The 22,413-nt window shown below is 53.5% G+C and carries 17 protein-coding genes, 1 tRNA gene and 2 pseudogenes; 17 read left to right on the top strand and 3 right to left on the bottom strand.

Going from position 1 to position 22,413, the window contains the following annotated elements:
* Positions 1–87 precede the first annotated feature (87 nt).
* The 7 genes and pseudogenes from rpsD to mltG all read left to right on the top strand — a co-directional run bounded on the left by rpsD (position 88) and on the right by mltG (position 7,390).
* Positions 88–717: a 30S ribosomal protein S4 gene (rpsD, locus tag AEAE_RS02295; protein WP_094689537.1), complete on the top strand. Its 630-nt coding sequence runs from the start codon at positions 88–90 to the stop codon at positions 715–717.
* A 134-nt stretch (positions 718–851) separates the two neighbouring features.
* Positions 852–1,568: a histidine phosphatase family protein gene (locus AEAE_RS02300; RefSeq protein WP_094689538.1), complete on the top strand. Its 717-nt coding sequence runs from the start codon at positions 852–854 to the stop codon at positions 1,566–1,568.
* Positions 1,569–1,619: 51 nt separating this feature from the next.
* A pseudogene (locus tag AEAE_RS06895) lies at positions 1,620–1,997 on the top strand (DUF948 domain-containing protein); the annotation flags it as partial.
* 158 nt (positions 1,998–2,155) lie between these two features.
* The gene (locus AEAE_RS02310) at positions 2,156–2,401 is read left to right on the top strand and encodes a hypothetical protein (RefSeq protein ID WP_094689540.1); all 246 of its coding nucleotides are present in this window, start codon (positions 2,156–2,158) and stop codon (positions 2,399–2,401) included.
* Between the two features lie 105 nt (positions 2,402–2,506).
* A complete protein-coding gene (alaS, locus tag AEAE_RS02315) occupies positions 2,507–5,191 on the top strand; it encodes an alanine--tRNA ligase (RefSeq protein ID WP_094689541.1) in 2,685 nt (894 codons plus the stop codon).
* A 222-nt stretch (positions 5,192–5,413) separates the two neighbouring features.
* A pseudogene (gene ruvX / locus AEAE_RS02320) lies at positions 5,414–5,839 on the top strand (Holliday junction resolvase RuvX); the annotation flags it as partial.
* 138 nt (positions 5,840–5,977) lie between these two features.
* Positions 5,978–7,390, top strand: coding sequence for an endolytic transglycosylase MltG (mltG, locus tag AEAE_RS02325; protein WP_244569597.1), 1,413 nt, complete (start codon positions 5,978–5,980; stop codon positions 7,388–7,390).
* Between the two features lie 15 nt (positions 7,391–7,405).
* Here the strand turns inward: mltG and AEAE_RS02330 are convergent, their stop codons facing one another.
* Complete coding sequence (locus AEAE_RS02330; protein ID WP_094689543.1) at positions 7,406–8,239, bottom strand: hypothetical protein; 834 nt, start codon at positions 8,237–8,239, stop codon at positions 7,406–7,408.
* 158 nt (positions 8,240–8,397) lie between these two features.
* On the opposite strand from AEAE_RS02330, the gene AEAE_RS02335 reads away from it, so the two are divergent.
* The 8 genes from AEAE_RS02335 (at position 8,398) to AEAE_RS02370 (ending at position 18,846) form a co-directional block, all read left to right on the top strand.
* Positions 8,398–10,119: a CTP synthase gene (locus tag AEAE_RS02335; RefSeq protein ID WP_244569598.1), complete on the top strand. Its 1,722-nt coding sequence runs from the start codon at positions 8,398–8,400 to the stop codon at positions 10,117–10,119.
* 345 nt (positions 10,120–10,464) lie between these two features.
* Positions 10,465–11,922: a Fe-S cluster assembly protein SufB gene (gene sufB / locus AEAE_RS02340; protein WP_094690078.1), complete on the top strand. Its 1,458-nt coding sequence runs from the start codon at positions 10,465–10,467 to the stop codon at positions 11,920–11,922.
* Between the two features lie 230 nt (positions 11,923–12,152).
* On the top strand, positions 12,153–13,382 hold the full coding sequence (sufD, locus tag AEAE_RS02345; protein WP_094690079.1) for a Fe-S cluster assembly protein SufD: 1,230 nt from the start codon (positions 12,153–12,155) through the stop codon (positions 13,380–13,382).
* Positions 13,382–14,188, top strand: coding sequence for a Fe-S cluster assembly ATPase SufC (sufC, locus tag AEAE_RS02350; protein WP_094689545.1), 807 nt, complete (start codon positions 13,382–13,384; stop codon positions 14,186–14,188). The genes sufD and sufC overlap by 1 nt, the downstream gene beginning before the upstream one ends.
* Positions 14,189–14,240: 52 nt before the next feature.
* Positions 14,241–15,584, top strand: coding sequence for a SufS family cysteine desulfurase (locus tag AEAE_RS02355; RefSeq protein ID WP_094690080.1), 1,344 nt, complete (start codon positions 14,241–14,243; stop codon positions 15,582–15,584).
* Between the two features lie 112 nt (positions 15,585–15,696).
* Positions 15,697–16,308: a Fe-S cluster assembly sulfur transfer protein SufU gene (sufU, locus tag AEAE_RS02360; RefSeq protein WP_094690081.1), complete on the top strand. Its 612-nt coding sequence runs from the start codon at positions 15,697–15,699 to the stop codon at positions 16,306–16,308.
* Positions 16,309–16,438: 130 nt separating this feature from the next.
* Positions 16,439–16,921, top strand: coding sequence for a metal-sulfur cluster assembly factor (locus AEAE_RS02365; RefSeq protein WP_094690082.1), 483 nt, complete (start codon positions 16,439–16,441; stop codon positions 16,919–16,921).
* A gap of 545 nt (positions 16,922–17,466) precedes the next feature.
* Complete coding sequence (locus tag AEAE_RS02370; RefSeq protein ID WP_094690083.1) at positions 17,467–18,846, top strand: uracil-xanthine permease family protein; 1,380 nt, start codon at positions 17,467–17,469, stop codon at positions 18,844–18,846.
* 115 nt (positions 18,847–18,961) lie between these two features.
* Here the strand turns inward: AEAE_RS02370 and AEAE_RS02375 are convergent, their stop codons facing one another.
* A complete protein-coding gene (locus AEAE_RS02375) occupies positions 18,962–19,849 on the bottom strand; it encodes a TrmH family RNA methyltransferase (protein WP_094689546.1) in 888 nt (295 codons plus the stop codon).
* Between the two features lie 45 nt (positions 19,850–19,894).
* Here AEAE_RS02375 and AEAE_RS02380 point away from each other — a divergent pair, with 45 nt between their 5' ends.
* Entirely contained in the window at positions 19,895–21,409 is a 1,515-nt protein-coding gene (locus tag AEAE_RS02380; RefSeq protein ID WP_094689547.1) for a PDDEXK family nuclease, read from the top strand.
* A 380-nt stretch (positions 21,410–21,789) separates the two neighbouring features.
* Here AEAE_RS02380 and AEAE_RS02385 read toward each other — a convergent pair.
* A tRNA-Leu gene (locus tag AEAE_RS02385) sits at positions 21,790–21,877 on the bottom strand.
* Between the two features lie 192 nt (positions 21,878–22,069).
* On the opposite strand from AEAE_RS02385, the gene AEAE_RS02390 reads away from it, so the two are divergent.
* Positions 22,070–22,411 carry a histidine triad nucleotide-binding protein gene (locus AEAE_RS02390; protein ID WP_094689548.1) on the top strand — a complete coding sequence of 114 codons (342 nt, stop codon included), beginning with the start codon at positions 22,070–22,072 and terminating at the stop codon, positions 22,409–22,411.
* Positions 22,412–22,413 lie beyond the last annotated feature (2 nt).

Raw genomic sequence — 22,413 nt, forward strand, 5'->3', positions numbered from 1 at the left:
TCGAGCATTGGAGAGGCCTGGCTCAGCACCCACACAGGTGTGTAGGTGCGGCGTTCAGATAACGACAGAGTAGAAAGTTAGGTTATTATGACCAACGTCCAGCGTGCACGCCGTCAGGTTCGCCTGTCTCGTGCTCTTGGCATTGCCCTGACCCCAAAGGCTCAGGGTCTCTTTGATAAGCGTCCATACGGCCCAGGTGAGCACGGCAATTCCCGCCGTCGTTCTGAGTCCGATTACTCCGTGCGTCTGAAGGAAAAGCAGCGTCTGCGCGCTCAGTACGGCGTTTCGGAGAAGCAGCTGCGTAAGGCTTATGAGGTTGCATCTCGCACCCAGGGCCAGACCGGTAACGCAATGCTGATCAACCTCGAGACTCGTCTCGACGCTCTGGTCCTGCGTGCTGGCTTCGCTCGCACTGTTGCTCAGGCTCGTCAGTTCGTGGTGCACCGTCACATTCTCGTCGACGGCAACATCGTGGATCGCCCAAGCTACCGCGTCCGTCCAGGCCAGGTCATTCAGGTCAAGCCAAAGTCCCAGACCATGGAGCCATTCCAGGCTGCAGCAGAAGGCGTTCATCGTGACGTTCTGCCAGCAACCCCAGGCTACCTCGATGTTGACTTGGCTTCTTTGAAGGCCACCTTCACCCGTCTTCCTGAGGTCGAAGAGATCCCAGTTCAGGTGAACACTCAGTTCGTGGTCGAGTACTACAACCACTACTGATCCTCGCTTCGTATTGGTTACCCAATACAACAGCAATCCCGTTTGGAAATCCAAACGGGATTTTTTTATTTCCGGTCACGCAATAGGCTGCCGGCGTTTCTCGCTTTCTGCACATCCAGCTGCATAATGGAAATATGAAACTTCATCTGCATCTCGTTCGTCATGGGCAAACCTATTTCAATCGCTATAACAAGTTGCAAGGGTGGTCAAACTCTCCGTTGACCGAGAAAGGCCGCGAAGACGCACGAAAAGCAGGAAGACTGCTCTCTCTTACTCACATTGCAGCAGCCTATTGCTCCGATACAACACGAGCACAGGATACTGCGCAACTGATTTTGGAAATGAACCATAAGAAGTCCGTTAAGACGGCGACATCTTCTCGTTTCTTCCGCGAACAGTTCTATGGCTCCTTCGAAGGAACTGATATGGCTGCAGCCTGGTATATGGCAGGTGGCCCTCATGGAGCATCAACCTACGCAGAAATCGTAGAAAAATTCGGAATCGGAGCCACAAAAGACTTTCTCAAAGAGGCAGATCCCTTCCACGATGCAGAATCTGAAGGGGAATTTTGGGTTCGTATTCGCGAAGGCTACCGTTTAATCGCCAATCATGCTCGTCACAGTGAAGAAGACCCGGATACTGTCATTCACCCGGTGCATGACGGTGATGACATTCTCATCATTGCCCATGGAAACCTTCTGTTGTCTCTGATGCAACGCTTCGCACCGGAAGGTTATGACCTTTCTGAGCGTCCGATGAATGGTTCGATCACCACTTTTGACTTCGATACTGACAAAATCGATGATTTCGACCATGCATTGACTTTGGTGGAATATAACAGAACCAAGTAAGTGCGCTACAGTTAGAACAGTATTGCTCGATTATCAGGAAAGTAGGTTGGTATGAGCATTGGTGATATCGCTGGCCTCATCGCAGCCATTGCCTTCGCTATCCTCGCAGGCGTCGCCATTTACCCTCTCATCCGTTTGGGCCGCATGCTTGACCAGATTGCCACAACGGTGAAGGAAGCGGGCGACCATACTCTGCCAATCTTGGATGAATCCACCACCTCCGTGCGTGAACTCAATAAGACGCTGTCTGACGTCAACCAGATCACGGATTCTGCTCGCTACACCGCACGCAACGTGGGTGCTTTGACTGACCTGTATTCCTCCATGCTTTCTAAGCCAGTCATCAAAGTGGCATCCAGCTTCTACGCTGTGAAAGAAACACTGAATGGCTTCATGAAGCATTCGAACACAACTACGCAAAATTCGCAGTTGAATGAGGATGGAGAAAAGAGCACCACACCAAAGGCTGCATCAAAGAGCGCGAAGCGTGATAATCCTGAGCAGTCGCCTCTTTCTCGAGCCAAGCATGCGAAGACGAGTGAGAGTGAAAAGCCAGAAACCAAGCCAACACCTACCGAGGAGAAGTGATGATGAAGCGACTTTTCTGGTTCGGCCTTGGCATGGCGGCAGGCATTGTTCTGGTAAACAAAACGCGCGCATATGCACGTTCTCAAATGCCTGATGTGATGAGCAATTTCCTCATGGGCCCGGATATGGATAACGCCCAGGCCAGCATTCAAACAGCGCGCGGCCTGATCAATGATTTCCAGCGTTTGCAAGCAAGCCGCGAGCAAGAGCTCGAGCAGCGTTTCACCCACCGTCAGGCTGAGTAATACTTTTTCGCATATTCGCTAAGTGTGCCAGAAAACTCCTCTCGTAATGTGCCGAGGTATCAATACAATCGGGAGAGTTACTGTTTAAAGAGGAAGGTTTCTGGCATGCAAACGTCTGAGATCGCCCGGAGATATCTTGACTACTTCCGCGACCATGACCATCTGATTGCACCATCTGCATCGCTCATTTCGCCGAATCCCACAACGCTGTTCACCATCGCCGGTATGGTGCCGTTCATTCCCTACCTTCTGGGTCAACAAACTCCACCGAAGACTCGCATGGCCAGCATGCAAAAGTGCGTGCGCACCCTCGATATCGATGAAGTGGGCAAGACTACTCGTCACGGTACTTTCTTCCAGATGCTGGGAAACTTCTCCTTCGGTGATTATTTCAAGGAAGAAGCAATCCACTATGCATGGGAGATTCTGACCCTTCCTCAGGATCAGGGTGGTTACGGCTTCAACCCTGAACTGCTGTGGTTCACCGTTTTCGAAGACGATGACGAAGCTCTGCACATGTGGATTAACGAAGGTGCAGATCCTACCCACATTCAAAAGCTCGGTATGGCAGATAACTTCTGGACGACCGGCGGCCCTGGTCCTGGTGGTCCTTGCACCGAAATCTTCTATGACCGCGGCCCAGCCTATGGCAAGGACGGCGGTCCAGCGGTTGATGATAACCGTTACATCGAAATTTGGGATCTCGTTTTCGAAACCTATGAAGTCGACAACGTCAAGTCCAAAACTGACTTGCACATTGTTAACGACCTTCAGCGCAAGAACATTGATACGGGCATGGGCTTGGAGCGTGTTGCTTACCTGCTTCAGGGCAAGAACAACATTTACGAGACCGACGAAGTCTTCCCAGTGATCGAAGCTGCACAGAAGCTCTCCGGCCGTACCTATGGCGAAAACGAGGAAGATGACGTTCGCTTCCGCGTTGTGGCTGACCACGTGCGTTCCGCATTGATGATCATGTCGGATGGCGTTCGCCCGTCGAATATTGGTCGTGGCTATGTTTTGCGCCGTCTTCTGCGTCGCACTATTCGCTCGATGAAGATGTTGGGCGTGGATGACGAAGTCATGCCAACCTTGCTTACCGCTTCTGAGAACGTGATGAAGAACTCTTACCCAGAGATTGAGGAGACCTTCCACGACGTTTCCGAAGCTGCGTATGGTGAGGAAGACGCCTTCCGCAGGACTCTTTCCAAGGGCACTGAGATCTTCGACATGGCAGTGTCTCAAGCAAAGAAGTCCCAGTCTGCAGACAGTCAGCCGACTGTTTCCGGCGAAGACGCTTTCAAGCTGCATGATACTTATGGCTTCCCGATCGAGCTCACCCTCGAAATGGCATCAGAAAAGGGTGTTCACGTCGATGAGAAGGCCTTCCGTGAGCTGATGGCTGAGCAGCGTAACCGCGCTCGTCAGGATGCTTTGAAGAAGCGCCACAATGTGGACTTGTCCATCTACGACGATTTCCGTAAGACGATGAGCGAGCCGCAGAAGTTCTTGGGCTACCAGCAGTTCGACTCTCGCGCTAAGGTGCTGGGAATTCTTACGGAACAAGGCCCTGTCACTTCTGTTAGTGCACCAGCAACCGTGGAAGTCGTGCTGGACCAGACTCCGTTCTATGCTGAGCGCGGTGGTCAGCAGGCTGATCATGGCCAGATTCTTTCCGATAACGGTGCAGAACTGGAAGTTGATGACGTGCACGAAGTGGTGAAGGGATTGACTGTTCACCAGTGCCGTCTGACTGAAGGTACTTTGGCTGTGGACGACGCGGTAGATGCTCAAATTGACGTTGCTCGTCGTGCTGGCTTGGCTCGCTCTCATACTGCAACTCACGTTTTGCATAAGGCATTGCGTGAGGTTCTCGGCCCGCAGGCTACCCAGCGTGGCTCTGTTGTTGCCCCTGACTTCTTGCACTTTGATTACCAGTGGCCAAAGGCTCCATCGCGCTCTCAGATCGATGACGTGGAAGCACGCGTCAATGAGATTGCCATGGAAGACCTTCAGGTCGTGCCAGAATATATGCCACTGAAGAAGGCTGAAGAGCTGGGTGCTGATCACCTCTTCTCCGACAAGTATGGTGACATCGTGCGTGTGGTGACCATCGGTGACGGTTGGTCGCGTGAGCTGTGCGGTGGTACTCACTTGGATTGGACAGGAAAGATTGGCAATTTTGTCATCACTTCTGAGTTCTCCAATGGTTCTGGCGTGCGCCGCGTGGATGCTTACATGGGTTATGAAGGTTACCGTCGTAGCCATGCTGAGCGTCAGCTGGTGAGCACTCTGGCTGGTTCGCTCAACGTTCCAACTGATGGTGTTCTCGAGCGTGTGGAACAAGCTTTGGCTGACCTCAAGCAGGCTCAGCGTGAACTTGCCGATATGCGTTTGGCATCCCTGAAGGCTTCTGAAGCTCACATTGTTGAGAACGCCTTGGCAAACGAAAAGAACGGTGTCGTCGTTGCAGCCAGCAACGTTGGACAGTTCGGTGATGCAAACCAGGTGCGCCCAGTCGTTATGGAGATTCGTGAGAAGCTCGGCAATGACAAGCCAGTTGTGGTTGCCATCGCAGGAACCAGCGCGGAAGGCAGGCCAGTGGTCTTCGTTGCTACCAACGAAGAAGCACGCAATAAGGGCCTGAAGGCTGGCGATATGGTTCGCACGCTTTCTCAGATGCTCGGCGGTGGCGGTGGCGGCCGTCCTGACTTCGCTCAGGGTGGCGGTAAGGACGCTTCTGCAATCGACGCTGCACTAGCTCAGCTGGTTTCTACCGTCCAACAGTGAAACACTGTTACACCGGTAAAACAGAATAATGTCACAGCATGAGACTGCACCCAACCTGCATAAGAGCGTAGGTAGGTGAGGGGCATGCTGAAGTGGGGAAGGAAAGAATGATCTTTCCTTCCCCTCGTTTATATGAGGCTGGTTGTGCTCAACACAAGAAGTGCATTCCAGTTCGTTCTTGTTCTTGCTAAGGTTGAGCAGGGTCAATAATGAGGAGGGGCCATGGGTGTTTGGTTGGGTGTCGATTTAGGTAACGCACGAGTAGGGCTCGCACTCTCTGATCCATCGGCTCAGTTGGCTTTTCCTTTGCAAAATATTAAAGTGTTTGGCGACTCCTTTGTTGCTTTGAATCCGGTGATTGACCTTATCGAGGAACAGCATGTGGAGGCTGTTGTTATTGGCGATCCGTTGACGCTTGCCGGGAAGGTAGGCGCGGCTGCCAGAAAAGCAAAGCGCTGGGCCAAGCAACTCACTCTTCGCCTCGAAAGGCTTGAGCTACCGGTTCCTCGAATTATTTTTCAGGATGAACGATTAACCACTGTGACTGCCCACCAACAGTTGAGAAGTGCCGGATATTCGCAAAGAACTGACCGGCAAATGGTTGATCAACAAGCTGCAGTGATAATCTTGCAAGCTGCTTTGGATGCTTACAATTATCCTGAGAAAAACCCGATACCTCCTCAAGATTTTCTCGATCCAATGCCGACGTTTGAAGAAATTGCTCTTTCTGACGACGATATTCCTGACGTTTTGAAAAAGTATTTCCAGTAAGGGGAGAGGGCAACCATGAATGACAAAAACAAGCCAGCCTCTTCCTCTCCTCATGAGATGGAAGACTTCTTGCAACGCTTACAAGCATCGCAAGAAGAACAACAGCTCAATCAGCAAATGCACGATTCCTCACTGGATGGTTTTGCTGACTTTACTGGTATGGACGAGGATGATGCACAGTCACTCTTCTCATTCGCTGATACTTCCGAAACTGCAGGTGAGAATGATGGATCAGACACACCTGCATTAACTTCAGCAAGCAGCACCACCCAGAATGCTTCACCAGCATCTGGCCCCTCAAATGCTGCTCCAGCGCCCGTTTTGACGCGCGTTGCCCTGCGTAATGAGAGACGACGCAAGAACATCCGTCGTGTGATAGGAATTATTGTCGCCATTGCACTCGTCATTGTGTTGGGCTGGGCAGGCGTGAAAGTCTACCGTAAGGTGAGAAGCATTCAGGCTGCTAATCAGCAAGCACAACTGGAAGCGCAGACGGCGAAGCGGGCCACGGATTACCCAGGCCCGGGTGAAGGCTCGGTTGAATTCACTGTGGAGAAGGGTCAAGGTTCTGGTGAGATCGGCGAAAACCTTGTCAAACAAGGTATCGTCGCATCAGTCGCTGCCTTTGACGCTGCAGTGGTGAATGCCGATGCTGCTCAAAAGCTTCAGCCAGGCACCTTCCAATTGAAGTACAAGATGGCTTCGAAGGATGTTGTCGCGATCCTGGTGGACCCGACAAAGGCTGAAGGCATGATCAACGTGACAGCAAGTACTCGGGTTTCTGCTGTCATTTCTGCAGCTTCACAGCTAATGAACCTTCCTCAGAGCGATTTCCAAGCCCTGTTGGATTCTCATGGTGATGGCATTCTTCCTCCTGAAGCTAAGGGGTCATTCGAGGGCTGGTTGCAACCAGATACGTATAACCCGAAGGATTATTCTTCTGCGCACGATCTCTTTGCGGACATGGTCAAGAAGCGCATCGCCTTCCTGGATGAAAACAAAGTTCCTACCGGAGATGAACGCGAGAACATTCTTATTCGTGCCTCCATCATTGGTGGAGAGGTGAATAGGGAAGAGTACTACGGTCAAGTATCGCGAGTGATTGAGAACCGCTTGAAGAAGAATATGCCTCTGGGAATGGATTCCACCGTGGCATATGGTTTCGGTGTGGACCCTCACGGTTTGACTCAAGCGATGCTTCAGGATGAATCGAACCCGTATAACTCGCGAATTCAGAAGGGCTTGCCGCCAACGCCGATCAATCAGCCGAATTTGGCAATGATTGATGCCGCAATGAACCCGACGCCTGGCGACTGGCTTTACTTTGTCACCGTCAATCTCAGCACTGGTGAGACGAAGTTCACTGCCGATTATTCCGAGTTTGAAAAGTATTCGCAGGAATACCAGCAGTGGGAAGCGAACAACTAAACGGGACTATCTCATTCATGGCGGATGAATGAGAAGGAGAGTGGGGATGAGCACGCTCCACGTCCACAACAGGTGAGGAAGAAGGCGGAGTTGTCGAGCTCCGCCTTCTTTGCGTTGCGGCTCCTTTTCCTCACGCTGATGGCTAATAAGTGCGTGCACTGATGTAGCGAACCATAGCAAACACCACAGCAACAGGGCGTCAGTTACTGGCCAGAGCAGTGTCAGAGTTTGTGCGCTCAGCGCTGCTGCCCAGACGTCAGCAAGGCCAAAACCGCTCTGAGGTGGCAGGTGGGGTGGCAGCTGACGAGATAACTCAGTTGGTGACGCAGCTTGAGTTTGAGCTGAATCGCTCGCCGTGACTCGAGCTGAAATCTTCGACTGTACTCCTGTACGCGCGTTGTGAATTGCAGCCGAGTCTTGACGTTTTCCTGCGATTTTCGTGAGCCGATGGCACAGGAAGCCCAGAGCGCATATACTTACTCCCACACTCAGCGCAGTGACAATCTGGGTGAAAAGCTGGGTGACCATCGGGGTGGAAGCCTGGAGAGGTGAAGGCGCCGATGACGTGAGGCTTGAGGAGTCGAGGCCTGGCCGCGCAGAAGCCGAAGACTCGAGGCTCAGCCACTTGAGTCCAGAACCGTTAAGTTCCAACCAGTCGAAACCTCTCCAACCAACAAACCAAGCCCCAGTAACAACCGCCACGCTAGCCGCAAATTGGCAGGTAGCCGTGCGCAGGAAAGTTCGGCGGCGCACCAAGCCGCAGTGATAATCTTGGCGAGCAGCAGAGAGTAACGCCATGCTCGCGCTGACCACGAAAATGATGCGAAGAATAAGAGTGAGAGTTGTCATGAGGCCATCGTGACAGAGCAGACAAGAGCGAACAGGAATTTTTCTGCAGTGTGGATAACTTGAGCAAAATCGGCGTGTTGGGCTCGTATGAAGCCAATCTCTCTGAGAGGTGAAATATGAGCGGCTCGAGTCGTGTCTGAATGTTAGGCTGGGGAAACATGGTAGAACAGCACAGCATCGAAAACCACCATGTAACTAAGCAGATTTTCATCACTGGCGGCGTTGTGTCCTCCCTTGGCAAGGGCCTCACCGCATCCTCCCTCGGACGTCTCCTCCGCTCTCGCGGAATTCGCGTTCTCCAGCAGAAGCTTGACCCTTACGTCAACGTCGATCCAGGCACCATGAACCCATTCCAGCATGGTGAGGTCTACGTGACGGAGGACGGCGCAGAAACCGATCTCGACCTCGGCCATTACGAGCGTTTCCTGGGAGTTCCACTTTCTCAACGCGCTAACGTGACCACCGGCCAGATCTACGAATCTGTGCTGCGCAAGGAGCGCGAGGGCAAGTACCTCGGCGAATGCGTTCAGGTCATTCCTCACATCACCAACGAGATCAAGGACCGTATGCGCGCCCAGGCTGGTGATGATGTGGACGTCATCATCACCGAAATCGGCGGTACGGTTGGCGATATCGAATCTCAGCCATTCATGGAAGCAGCTCGCCAAGTGCGCCGCGAACTGGGCCCAGACAACTGCATGTTCATCCACGTCTCCCTGGTTCCTTACATCCAGGCCGCTCACGAGATGAAGACGAAGCCAACTCAGCACTCCGTCATGATGCTGCGTCAGCTGGGAATCACTCCTGATGCCCTCGTCCTGCGTTCCGTCACCCCAGTATCCGAGTCCATCAAGGACAAGGTTGCTCTGATGTGCGACGTCGACCGTGAAGGCATCATCAACACTCCAGATGCTGAATCCATTTACGAAGTTCCATCCATCCTCTTCCGCGAGGGCTTGGATACTTACGTGGTTCGCAAGCTTAACCTCCCATTCCACGACGTGACGTGGGGCGAGTGGGGCGAGCTGCTCAACCGCGTTCACAACCCGAAGCACACCGTTCGTATTGCTCTGATCGGCAAGTACGTCGACCTCCCCGACTCTTACCTCTCCGTCGTCGAAGCTTTGAAGGCAGGCGGCTTTGGTAACTGGTCCAAGGTGGAGATTAAGTGGGTCGCTTCCGACAACCTCGAAACCATGGAAGGCGCCCAGAAGAACCTCGCTGATTGCGATGGCATCATCATTCCTGGCGGCTTCGGCGTTCGTGGTGTCGACGGCATGGTGACCGCTTTGCGTTGGGCTCGTGAAAACAAGGTCCCGGCCCTGGGCTTGTGCTTGGGCTTGCAGACCATGGTGATCGAGTATGCTCGCGACGTCATGGGCTTGGAGGACGCCAACTCCACTGAGTTTGAGCCAAATACGACGAACCCGGTGATCGCCACGATGGAAGAGCAGAAGTCGATTCTGCAAAATTCCGATATGGGCCATACCATGCGTTTGGGCTCTTACCCCGCAAAGCTCGTCGATGGTTCTTTGGCTGCTCAGCTCTACGGCACGACTGATATTACTGAGCGTCATCGCCACCGTTACGAAGTGAATGTCGATTACATGGAGCGCATTCAGAAGGCCGGTTTGAAGATCTCGGGTACGAGCCCAGATGGTCATCTGACTGAGTTTGTTGAGCTTCCTCAGGACGTTCACCCGTTCTACATCGCAACCCAGGCTCATCCTGAGTTCAAGTCTCGCCCGTACGCTCCACACCCGCTGTTCCAGGGCTTGATTGCTGCCGCTCTTGATTATCAGGCTGCTCGCGATGCTGGCAAGGGTATTCCAAGCGCCAACCCGAAGGCTGAGAAGGCTGAGAAGGAAGACGCTGAGTGACACTCAGGCTGGCTTTTAGCTCCTAGCTGAGAGTCGCTGGAGATTATCACTGTGATGAAAGCTGGAAGGCCGTTGTTCCGAAAGGGATAACGGCCTTTGCTGTATGTGCCCCGCGCAAAATTGCGCGGAAACTGATAGAGGAGCGGTACACCACAATGGCGTAATTCTGCGCTTTTCGAGCTATCTCTTTGCTCGACACTTCGGCGGGGCAAAGGTTAAGGGGCTGGGTAAGCTAAAAAACCCAGAGATAATTATTCCTATATCGGGGGTGAAACTGTGGCGGAGAACAAACAGGCTCTCACGGCTGATAAGCCTGCGAATGAACGCGAGTCTGCCGACGTTGAGATGGGTCAATATGTTTTTGACCGCACCCGAGCTAATGACGACAAAATTGAAGCCGACGAGAAAATTCTCGCCGAGTTTGGCAATGGTTACAACTACGGTTGGCATGATTCTGATGCTGCTGGCCAGGCTGCAAAGAAGGGTATTGACGAGAATGTCGTGCGCGAAATTTCAGCCGACAAGCATGAGCCAGAATGGATGCTGGACCTGCGTTTGAAAGGTTTCCAAGCATTCTTGGAAAAGCCAATGCCACAGTGGGGTGTTGACCTCTCTGGTTTCGATGCTCAGGATTTTAAATACTACGTTAAACCGATGGACCATCAGGCAAAGTCATGGTCTGACCTTCCACCGGACATCAAGAACACTTATGACCGTTTGGGCATTCCCGAAGCAGAGAAGCAAAGGCTCGTCGCTGGTGTTGCAGCTCAGTATGAGTCGGAAGTGATTTACAATTCGATTCGCGAAGAGCTCGCGAGCCAAGGTGTTATCTTCTGTGACACAGATACTGCAGTGCAAAAGTACCCTGACTTGGTGAAGAAGTACTTCAACACTGTGGTCAGGTACAACGACAATAAGTTCGCCGCGTTGAACACTGCTGCATGGTCCGGTGGCTCCTTTGTGTATGTACCGAAGGGTGTTCACGTCACCATTCCACTGCAGGCTTATTTCCGTATTAACACGGAGAATATGGGTCAGTTCGAGCGCACGCTGATTATTGCCGACGAAGGCTCCTACGTGCACTATGTGGAAGGCTGCACAGCTCCTCTGTATTCCACGGATTCTTTGCATGCTGCTGTGGTGGAGATTATTGTGGAGCCTCACGCTCGCGTGCGCTACACAACCGTTCAGAACTGGTCGAATAACGTGTACAACTTGGTCACTCAACGTGCTTACGTCAAGGAAGGCGGAACTATGGAATGGGTCGATGGCAACATCGGCTCGAAGGCTTCCATGAAGTATCCAGCATGCATTCTGGCTGGTGAGTATGCGAAGGCATCCACCCTTTCGCTTTCCTTCGCTGGCTCTGGCCAGTATCAGGATACGGGTGCCAAGATGATCCATCTGGCTCCTCACACTTCTTCGACGATTGTGTCGAAGTCCATTTCCAAGGGTGGTGGCCGCTCCTCGTACCGCGGTTTGGTGAAGATTCCGAAGGGTGCTTTTGACGCGCATTCTTCCGTTTCCTGCGATGCTTTGCTGGTGGATGAGTTCTCTCGCTCGGATACCTACCCACATGTGGATGTGCGTGAGGATGAGGTCACCATGTCGCACGAGGCTACTGTTTCCAAGGTTTCTCAGGATCAGCTCTTCTACCTGCAGCAGCGTGGTATCGAAGAGCGTGAGGCTATGGGAATGATCGTTCGCGGCTTCGTGGAGCCAATTTCGCGTGAGCTTCCTATGGAATACGCACTGGAATTGAACCGTTTGGTCGAACTGCAGATGGAGGCTTCCGTCGGATGAGTGAGAAAGAGATGAACACCACGTCAACGCCAGATTCTGACGGTTTCCGCCGCTCTGGTACCACAAAGCCAGTGGAAACTGCAGAGCAGAAGGCTCGTCGCGCTCAAGTTCAGGCTAATGCTTCGGAAGCGCAGCGTATTGAAAACGCGCGTCAGAAGGATCGCGAGCTCAAGAACGAGCAGAGTGCGTCAACTGCGTCAGAGGGTCAATCGGCTCCTGCTGAAGTTCGTATGCCGCGGTACGACCCGAAGGACCCGTATAAGTTCCCGGCTCAAATGCCGTCCAGTGCGGATTCCATGATTCGCTCCTTTGACCCTGCTGATTTCCCTCAGCCCAAGGCTAAGGACAATGAGTGGCGCTATTTGGACATGGACGAGATCAGCGAGTTCATGCAGCCTTTCACTCCCACGAACCTCGCCCAGGTGAGTGTCAGTTTTGAGGATGGTTCTGCGGTTCCTCAGCTTTCTGACAAGCAGACTAGCCGTGAGCTGGGCGTGAGCTTTGGTCAGATTAGCAAGAATGAGTATCCTGCGGGCTCGGTGAGCAAGCCCGTCGATCTTACGGCAGCAATCCAGTGGCAGGTAACGCAGCGCGTGTACTGGCTCAACATCACCTCTAATGTAGAAAAGCCAGTGATCATTCGTGTGCACTCGAATAATGCCGAGCGCGATGCCCTCCACTTCGTCATCACCGCTGCGGCGAATAGCCATGCAAGTGTGGTGGTCATGCATGATGGTTTGGCTCACTTGGCCGAAGGCATGGAGATTAGCACTGGTGCTGATTCCACTCTGAACTTCACCAGCGTTCAACAGTGGGATGAAGCCAGTAAGCATGTGGGCACCGAGCGCATCCGCGTGGGAGCAAACGCAGAATTGCGTCACCGCGTGGTCACTCTCTCCGGCAACTTCGTGCGTCTGCGCATGGACCCTGATTACGCCGGTAAGAAGGGCTTCCTTGATATGTTGGGCATCTACTACGTGCTGCCAGGCGATTACGCTGAGCATCGCACGATGGTGTGCCACAACCAAGCAGACTGCAAATCTCGTGTCATCTATAAAGGTGCTCTTGACGGTAAGGGTGCGCGTTCCGCGTGGGTGGGTAACGCTCTCATCCTTCCAACAGCACCGAATACCGATTCCTACGAGCTCAACCGCAACCTCGTGCTCAAGCCCGGCGCCATTGCCGACTCGGAGCCACAGTTGGAGATTGAGAACGGTGACATCATCGGCGCAGGCCATGCTTCCAGCGTCGGCCGCTTTGAAGACGAGCAGCTCTTCTACTTGGAGTCGCGCGGCGTGAGCGAGGAGAATGCTCGCAAGCTCGTCGTTCGTGGCTTCTTCGAGGAGCTGATCAACCAGATCGGCGTTGAATCGGTTCAAACAGCCTTGATGCAACGTATTGAAGAAAGACTGGCCAAGGGTGAATCTGCGGCTATGACTCAAGTTTTGGAGGATAAGTGATGGCTGAAGTAGCAACCAATGTGAGCGAGCAGCACACCCTGGAAATTAGGGGATTGCGCGCAGGAGTGCAAACCAAGGAAGGTCGTAAGGAGATCCTCAAAGGCGTCGACCTGACCATCCACACCGGCGAAGTTCATGCCATCATGGGTCCGAATGGTTCGGGTAAGTCCACTTTGGCATACACTCTTGCTGGCCACCCTAAGTATGAGGTGGATGGCGGCGAAGTGCTGCTTGACGGTCAGGATTTGTTGAAGATGAAGCCGTACGAGCGTGCTCGTGCAGGCCTTTTCCTGGCAATGCAGTACCCCGTAGAAGTTCCTGGCGTTTCCATGACCAACTTCTTGCGTACTGCTGTCACCGAGGTTCAGGGTTCTGCTCCAAGCCTTCGCCAGTGGGTGGAGGAGCTGTCCACGGAGATGAAGCGTTTGCGCATGGACCCGAAGTTCGCTCAGCGTTCGGTCAACGAAGGCTTCTCTGGTGGTGAAAAGAAGCGTGCTGAGGTGCTGCAGATGGAGCTTCTCAAGCCAAAGTTCACCATCATGGATGAGACGGATTCTGGCCTGGACGTGGATGCTCTGCGCATTGTGTCGGAAGGTGTGAACCATGCAAAGGATGTCAACCACTTTGGTGTGATGCTCATCACCCATTACACGCGCATTCTTCGCTACATTCACCCTGATTTCGTGCACGTTTTCGCCGATGGCCACTTCGTCCGTGCTGGCGGTCCTGAGCTTGCTGATGAGCTGGAAGAGTCCGGTTACGATCAGTACCTGCCAGAAGGCGTGAGCGAATCGGCACAGGCCTGAGCTCAGCAGGACGGCATCGGTAGATTATCAGCATGAATGAATCGGCATGACTATGAGTTCCTCTGAATTTTCTGGCGAGCAAGGATGGCAGGAACGGGTCGTCTCACAGTTCCCGCTCTTGCAATCGCCTCGCGCGCAGAAGGGGTTTGGCTCAGCTGAACATCCTTCGCGTTTGGCTTACTTGGATACTGCGGCAACCTCGCAAAAACCGCAGGTGGTGATCCAAGCAGAGCAGGCATTCTATTCCTCGATTAACGCAGGAGTTCACCGAGGAACTCATCGTCTTGCCGTTGAAGCAACGCAAGCTTACGAAACCGCACGTGCACGCATTGCCACTTTTGTGAACGCGAGTTCTGAGGAAGGTCAAGAGGAGATTGTTTTCACCTCGGGTGCCACCGCAGGCCTCAACGAGTTGGCGATGAGCATTGGCTGGGCGAGCTTGCCGGCAGCTCTCTCTGACGTTGATGTGCAGGCTCGTGCTCGTTTCGGGCTTCATGAGGGTGATGAGATTCTCACCAGCATTGCAGAACACCATTCTGTGCTCCTGCCATTCCAACAGTTGGCTCGCCGCACGGGTGCCACGCTCACTATTGCTGATGTTGAGGATGATGGTCGCCTCGACGCTCAAAAAGTGTGCGACAAGATTACCCCTCGCACGAAGATTGTCGCTTTGACGGCGGCGAGTAACGTTACTGGCGCTCTGACCCCGCTTAAAGCGATCGTGCAGAAGGCTCACCAGGTAGGCGCGCTGGTCATCGCTGATTTTTGCCAAGCTGCACCGCATCTGAGCCTCGATGTTGCGGACCTCGACGTGGACTTTGCCTGCTGGTCAGCGCATAAAATGTACGGTCCTACCGGCGTGGGCTTCCTCTACGGCAAGCGCGAGCTGCTGGAACTGCTGCCTCCAGCAAACTTTGGTGGTGAGATGGTGGACCTCGCTTGGCTGGATAAGCAGGCACAGTGGTCAGCCGCGCCTTTCAAGTTTGAGGCGGGAACGCAACCGGTAGCTCAAGTAGTTGCTGCTGGTGTGGCAGCTCAATGGCTTACTTCTGTCGGCTTTGACGCTCTTCAAGCTCATGAGCGTGAGATTGGCACTGCACTGTTGAAGGTTGCCGATATTCCTGGCATCCGTGTGCTCGGGCCCTTGGATATGAACGAGCGTCTCGCAACCGTGAGCTTTGAAGTTGAGGGCGTTCACCCTCATGATGTGGGTCAATTCCTCGATTCTTACGGTGTGGCAATCAGGACAGGTCACCACTGTGCTCAGCCTATTCACCGTCGTTTTGGTGTGTATTCTTCTAACCGTGCGTCGGCGGGGGTGTATACCACGGCGCAGGATGTTGAGCAGTTTATGGATGCGGTTGCTCAGATTCGCCCGTATTTCTTAGGTAAGTAGGAGTAGAAAGGAGAGCATGATGTTTGACGATCCTTTCGCACTGAACTCACTCTTTGGAATTTCTGAGCAGGACAGTAGTGAAGACTCTGTTGTAGATCCCGCTTTGGAGCAGATGTACCAAGAGTTCATTTTGGAAGCGTCGCGCGATCCTCACGGTAAAACGCATTTCGCTCCTGATGTTGCTCAAGAGAATTCGGATCGGCGAGAAAACTCGGGTGATCAAGAGAACCAAGGTGCGCAAGAGACTCAAGGTACACGAGAGAATCAGCGCAGTGACAATCTCGTGTCGGCCTCGAGCAGCCAAGAGCAGAGCCATGAGTACTGCCAGGCGGACTCTCACCAATTCAACCCGACGTGCGGCGACGAGGTGACTGTGCGCGTTGCCATCAAGCAAGAAGAGGGCAAGCCGGCAGTTATCGAGCAGCTGATGTGGGATGGGCACGGTTGCTCAATTTACCAGGCGAGCCTGTCGGTTCTGCACGACATGGCGCAAGGCAAAAGCGTTGACGAATTCATGAAGCTGCATCGCGCTTTCCGCGAGCTGATGGATTCGCGAGGCAAGGGCGTCGACGATGCTGCGACCGCGGATGCTTTAGGCGATGCGATGGCTTTCCAAGGAGTCTCGCGATTCCCGATGCGCATTAAGTGCGCACTGCTGGGCTGGGAAGGTACGAGAGACGCTGTGGCGAAAGCTTTAGCAACAATTTCTCCAGATTATCAGTGAGTTCACTGCATCGTCATGAGCTCACCGATTAGCAGCTGCAAGGTTGAAGCGGTAGGATTGCAGGATAGTCTGCTGAAACAACATCGAAAAATGAAATTCAGTGACAACAGCACAAAACGAAAGTAAAGCTATGGCAGATAATAATTTTGAGCCGGAAGCCGTGCGCAAGGCTCGTGAATATGCGAGCTCGGGTGACTTCAACCCGTTCTCGGAACAATCTTTCGCCCCCACTTTGGAAGCAAGCCAAAAGGCGGGTGCTGCTCAACCACGCAAGGTTGAGTTGAAAGCTCACGATGAGGTGGGCGAGCAAACCGCACAGGCTGTCCTCGACGCAATGAAGGACGTCATCGACCCTGAGCTCGGCATCGATGTAGTGAATCTAGGCTTGGTTTATGGTGTGGAAATCGATGAGAAGGGTCGTGCCATTTTGACGATGACTCTCACCACTCCCGCCTGTCCGCTAACAGATCTTATTGAAGATGAAGCAGCCAGCATGCTCGCACCTGTAGTGGAGTACTTCCGTGTTGACTGGGTGTGGACTCCTGCATGGGATGTGTCGATGATCACCGAAGATGGGCGCACCATGCTCAACGCGATTGGCTACGATTTCTGAGTTCCTGTGCTCATAGGCGCGATCGCGCGATGAGATACGCGCGAATGAAGCGAAATCTCATGAGTGCATCTTATCGATCGCGCAAGCTGAAGCGCGCACAACGCAAGAGGCGAAGTTTGAAAGAGGTGTGAGAGGGGAGTAGCGAGAGCTACTCCCTTCTTGCGTTGTGCACGATCACAACATTGCGGGCGACGACGCAGTTGCGCGGCGCTTCAAAAATTCGCAGCACCTCCAAAGTTGTGTGCAGTGCCTACACAATTCACAGCGGCGGACTGCTTGCGCGCAAGCGTGAGAAATGCTAAGCTGATTACTTCTTCTCTGTGGCCGAGAAAGCGCAGTGATAATCTCGGGCGTGTCGTCAGGTAAAGAGAAGCGTTCTCCTATCTTATTCCTAGTGCTTTGTAACACTTTGTTAACATAACTGTAACCTTAAAGCCATTTAAGTAGCACAATCTATCAAAGAACACAGTGCAAAAAGCACAGTGCCAGACCCACAACTATGTGCGAGCCCGGTGGGCAGCACGAAAGGGATAAAAATGGCAGAAATGAAGAATATTTTCAGCTGGCAGCTGCACGGAGATGGCAAGCATCTCGGCCCAGGCGAGGTTGTTGCTCCATGGGAGCGTTTGAGCTGGGCACGTACAGCCTCCGTTGGCGCACAGCATGTTATTGCAATGTTCGGCGCCACCTTCTTGGTTCCAATTCTGACGGGCTTCGATCCATCCGTCACCCTGTTCTTCACCGCATTTTCAACGGTCCTGTTCTTGCTCATCAACAAGAACGTTCTTCCTAGCTACTTGGGCTCTTCCTTCGGCTTCATCGCTCCAGTTACCGCAGTGGTGAGCGCACACAAGGGTCTGGCAGTCGCATCCTTCGGTATTCTTTCCACTGGTCTGGTCCTGGCTCTGGTCGGCCTGATCGTCCACTTCGCAGGCTCTCGCTGGATTGACATTGTCATGCCACCAGTCGTGACCGGCGCCATCGTGGCCATCATCGGCTTCAACCTGGCCCCAGCTGCTTGGAACAACTTCAAGCAGGCTCCAGACACCGCAGTCGTCACCCTCGTTGCAGTTCTCATCATCCCCGTCCTGCTGCGCGGTATGCTCGGCCGCTTGAACATTTTGCTCGGCGTTCTCGTCGGTTACTTCTACGCAGTCGCACGCGGCCAGGTCAACTTCAAGGCTGTGGAGCAGGCAGCATGGATCGGCCTGCCAGCATTCCACACTCCAAAGGTTGACTTCTCCGTACTCGCAATGTTCATCCCGGTCGTCCTCGTCCTCATCGCTGAGAACATCGGCCACGTCAAGTCTGTGGCTCTCATGACTGGCAAGAATTACGACGACCAGATTGGCACCGCACTCTTCGCAGACGGCCTCGGCACCATGTTCGCCGGCTTCGGCGGCGGTTCCGGCACCACCACCTACGCTGAGAACATCGGCGTGATGGCTGCAACCAAGGTCTACTCCACCGCGGCTTACTGGTGCGCAGCAGGCTTCGCCTTCATCCTCTCCCTCTGCCCGAAGTTTGGCGCACTGATCAACACCATTCCAGTCGGCGTACTCGGCGGCGTCACCACCTTGCTCTACGGCATGATCGGTATGCTCGGCGTTCGAATCTGGGTGGAGAACCACGTTGACTTCTCCAGCAACGTCAACCTCTCCGTGGCCGCAGTCACCATGGTCATCGGTATCGCCGACTTCTCCTTCGCCATCAACGGCATCGGCTTCAACGGCATCGCCATCGGCTCCGTGCTCTGCCTGGTGATTTACCACTTCATGGCAGGCCTCGGCCGCTTGACTGGCACCGTCCTTCCTGAAGAAGCAAAGCCTCTGGAGGCCAACTCTCAGGGCGCCGGCGTCGGTGACGCTGCAGCTTCCGTCGAAACTCAGGAAAAGGTTGCCGCTGCAAAGGCAACCAAGGCCTGATGACAGCATAGTCTGAGATTATCAGCGCTAAACGCAAGTGGGAGAGCAGATTTCTGCTCTCCCACTTTTTGTATGCGCAGCCTTGAGTTGTGCGGGCTGATAATCTGAAGAAATTCTAACTATTGACCAGCAAGCCTTGTGCCGCGCGGATCGCGTAGAAAGCCACCGCAGAACTTGCCGCAACATTGAGCGAATCAACATGGTGAGCCATCGGAATTTTCACCGTGTAATCAGCAGCGCGCAAAGTACGAGGCATGAGGCCCTCGCCTTCTGTACCAAAGATCAGCGCAACCTTACCGATATGCTCAGGAGCGTCTTTGGGCAGAGCACAACGGCGGGCGAGCTCAGGAAGGGACAGAGAGTCGTCGCGCAAAGCCATCGCAACAGTAGTAAAACCAAGGTCTTTGAGCTCTTGAATCGATGGGTTTGGCCACTGGTGGTAATCATCACCGCCAATGCGAGTCCACGGAACCTGAAAAACAGTGCCCATCGAAACGCGCACCGAACGGCGATAGAGGGGATCAGCGCAAGAAGGCGTGACCAGAACGGCATCCACGTTGAGAGCCGCGGCCGAGCGGACAATAGCGCCAATATTTTCGTGGTTGACCACATTCTCCAGCACTGCCACCAAGCTTGCCCCCTTGCACACCTCAGAAACGGAGGGGAGAGACCAGCGCTTCATAGCGGCCAGAGCGCCACGATGCAAGCGAAAACCAGTCAACTGAGTGAGAAGCTCCTCAGAAGCGACGAAAACGGGAACATCAGGGCCCCACGTGCGATCGACGAAATCAAACTCCTCCTGCATCTGGGCCAACCAGCGCTCTTCCAACAAGAAGCTCAACGGCTCAACATGGGCGGCGAGAGCGCGGTCAATCACCTTGGGCTGTTCGGCGATGAACAGGCCTTTGGCGGGCTCCAGGCGATTTCTTAATTGCAGTTCAGTAAGATTAGTGTATGCCTGAACTTGAGGGTTATTCAGATCGGTAATAGGGATGATTTTCACCCTTGCAGTCTAGCAAGCAGTCAAGAGCCAGAGGGGGAGGCGGGTATGGGCTTGCGAACGCCGAAGCAAGGCTCGAAGCGATACCGATACCTCCATGCTGCGCGCCTTCGTAAGCCGCGCGAACTCGTCAAATACCAGCATTGCCCAGCAACCGGGAAAGTCTGCTATGCGACTCAAGATGAAGCAATTCTCGTTCTGGGCAAGACGCAGTGGTCGAAGGATAGGGAGAAGCGCCACGAGAAGCGAGTCTATCAATGCCCCAACTGTCATCAGTGGCATCTCACTTCCGTTTCCCAGCTGAGCTACAAGCGGTATCTGCATCCGCGGGAGAAGGCGAAAGTTCTGCTGAGCCGGTGGAAGAACCTTGAGCGCTTCGGTGGCCACCGTCCGAAAGCTCTCGACGTGTACGTCGAAAGAATAGATGGGTATTGGACGTACTCGATTGCTGAACTCGATGTGCGAGGCAAGGCTGAGACTGCTGCGAAGGCACGAGAATATACGCGTAAAGTGTTCCCTCATGACCTTCTTGAGGTTGGCCTCGAGTTTCATTACCTGCATGAAAAGTACTCTGACATCGAGTACGTTTATCAGCGCATGTGCGAGCAGAGATATGGAGTGATTTCTCAGCGTGCTTGGCGTGAGTGGATGAACAAGTTTGGCCTTGAGCCGGAGGAGGTTTTTGTGGTGCCGGAAGCCGCGGTGAAAGCTGGAGCTGCGGTGAAAGCGGAACCGGAAGCTGCGCCGGAAACAGAAGCTGCGCCGGAAACAGTCGAAAAGGTACTGCCGGATGAGGTGGAAGCAGCACAGGAAGTCGCGCCGGAAGCAACACAGGAAGCCGAGGAAAGAGAACCATCTGCCCCGCGCACTGCCCCGCGCTCTTCCTTCAAATTTCTGACGAAGAAAGTGGACTACCGCAAGCTCAGCCTTGCTCAAACCCAGTTCATGTACTTAGAGCCGCTGCTGGCTCAGATTCGCTCGGTGTTTTTCCGCCGTGGTTTCCGCTTCCGCAAGTATGACCCGCGCTACAAATTCCTGCCTTCGATAGTCTTTCCCAAGTATCGCACTATGATTGTGGTGAAGCCTTGCTTGTGGCATGAGGATGAGAAGTGCGAGCGCCTTCCGCAGCTTTTCCCGCGTGCCCTCGAGCGATTCCGCGATGCTCATCTCGATGAGTGGATGGATATGATTGATGCGTATGAAGAGTTGCGCGCTCAGGGCTGGGATGTGCTCGAATGCTTCGAGTGTGAGCTCGACGGTCGCGTCGATGAGTTTGTGGATCAGACTGCTGCTCGCATGGTGCTGGTGAAGATGAAGCATGCTGGTGAGAAGCAGCTTTCTGACCAGTTCCTCGAGCGCTGGCAGGCGTATGCGAAGGAGCACGATTCTGCTGATCTTGTCCCCACTCTTGCTCGCCAATACAAAGAGATTTTCACTGAGTCTTTCTTCGCCGACGGCCCTGTGCACCTTCCTCGTCGTGAGCTTGCTCAGTGGCTCTACTGGTGTGTCACCTCCCAGCGACCGCGAGGGGAGTACCCGCTTCTTTCTCGTTGGAGAAGCTAGGGGAGTTTGCCAAGATTATCACTGCTGAGGAGACACACAGCTTTCGCGAATGGCGCTGAAAGAGAAGAGCGCTCGTAGCTCAAGGCTGCAAGTCATGTAATGAGGAAACCGATGAAAACGAATGAGAACAACTGAAGCGTACAGCTGAAAGTTGAGGGGGACTTGTTCTGAGGCTACTTGGCTGCTACCGGTGTTGAGGTGTTGCAGTAGCAAGGAAGGTCATGCAGGTTCCCCTTTCTCATGCTCTTATGCTCGAGAGAGGCAGAGGGGGTATGGAGTTGGTGGTGAGGGAAGGGTAACCTGAGATTAGCACCCCAAAGTCCGTACTATAGAGCACTGGAAAAACAAAAACCGGTTCTGGAATCAGAACCGGTTATGAGTGTCCGGAGCGGGAGTTGAACCCGCACGGCCGTATAAAGTGGCCACTAGCACCTCAAGCTAGCGCGTCTACCATTCCGCCACCCGGACAGTGCCCGTAAGCAACAAAATAAAACTCTAACACAGATGAGCAAGTGTGCAAGGGGTTCGCGAAAAAATGAGTAGTTTCGGCGTGTCGATATGAAGAGAAACCGCGTCATTTCAACAAAACACAGATTTTCAGCTCGGTTAGTACCTGGTGGCAAGATGGAGTAAAGAAGAACTCCACAGAAAAGAGCTGATATGAGCACGAACGATCCTGATTGCCTCTTCTGCAAGATTATCGCTGGTGATATTCCGAGCAGCAAGGTCTACGAAGACGAGCAGGTGTATGCCTTCAAGGATATTAATCCGAAGGCTAAGGTCCACGTTCTCGTGGTTCCTAAGGTGCATTATGCCAACGTTGCCGAGCTTGCCGAGAAGGACCCTGCACTGTTGGCACATGTTGTTCAAATCGCTCAGAAAATCGCTGACGAGCAGGCTGATGGCACCTTCCGCCTGATTTTCAACACGGGACGCAATGCAGGCCAGTCTGTATTCCACGTTCACGCTCATGTTTTGACCGGAGAGGTGTTGCCTGAGTGAGT

Origin of the sequence: Aeriscardovia aeriphila (assembly GCF_002259595.1) — a bacterium.
Classification (GTDB): domain Bacteria; phylum Actinomycetota; class Actinomycetes; order Actinomycetales; family Bifidobacteriaceae; genus Aeriscardovia; species Aeriscardovia aeriphila.

Coding starts and splice junctions, on each gene's coding strand:
- AEAE_RS02355 (WP_094690080.1), top strand. CDS start 14,241: ATGAGTTCCTCTGAATTTTCTGGCGAGCAAGGATGGCAGGAACGGGTC.
- AEAE_RS02310 (WP_094689540.1), top strand. CDS start 2,156: ATGATGAAGCGACTTTTCTGGTTCGGCCTTGGCATGGCGGCAGGCATT.
- mltG (WP_244569597.1), top strand. CDS start 5,978: ATGAATGACAAAAACAAGCCAGCCTCTTCCTCTCCTCATGAGATGGAA.
- AEAE_RS02330 (WP_094689543.1), bottom strand. CDS start 8,239: ATGACAACTCTCACTCTTATTCTTCGCATCATTTTCGTGGTCAGCGCG.
- alaS (WP_094689541.1), top strand. CDS start 2,507: ATGCAAACGTCTGAGATCGCCCGGAGATATCTTGACTACTTCCGCGAC.
- rpsD (WP_094689537.1), top strand. CDS start 88: ATGACCAACGTCCAGCGTGCACGCCGTCAGGTTCGCCTGTCTCGTGCT.
- sufD (WP_094690079.1), top strand. CDS start 12,153: ATGCCGCGGTACGACCCGAAGGACCCGTATAAGTTCCCGGCTCAAATG.
- AEAE_RS02335 (WP_244569598.1), top strand. CDS start 8,398: ATGGTAGAACAGCACAGCATCGAAAACCACCATGTAACTAAGCAGATT.
- sufU (WP_094690081.1), top strand. CDS start 15,697: ATGTACCAAGAGTTCATTTTGGAAGCGTCGCGCGATCCTCACGGTAAA.
- AEAE_RS02370 (WP_094690083.1), top strand. CDS start 17,467: ATGAAGAATATTTTCAGCTGGCAGCTGCACGGAGATGGCAAGCATCTC.
- sufC (WP_094689545.1), top strand. CDS start 13,382: ATGGCTGAAGTAGCAACCAATGTGAGCGAGCAGCACACCCTGGAAATT.
- AEAE_RS02380 (WP_094689547.1), top strand. CDS start 19,895: ATGGGCTTGCGAACGCCGAAGCAAGGCTCGAAGCGATACCGATACCTC.
- sufB (WP_094690078.1), top strand. CDS start 10,465: ATGGGTCAATATGTTTTTGACCGCACCCGAGCTAATGACGACAAAATT.
- AEAE_RS02300 (WP_094689538.1), top strand. CDS start 852: ATGAAACTTCATCTGCATCTCGTTCGTCATGGGCAAACCTATTTCAAT.
- AEAE_RS02365 (WP_094690082.1), top strand. CDS start 16,439: ATGGCAGATAATAATTTTGAGCCGGAAGCCGTGCGCAAGGCTCGTGAA.
- AEAE_RS02390 (WP_094689548.1), top strand. CDS start 22,070: ATGAGCACGAACGATCCTGATTGCCTCTTCTGCAAGATTATCGCTGGT.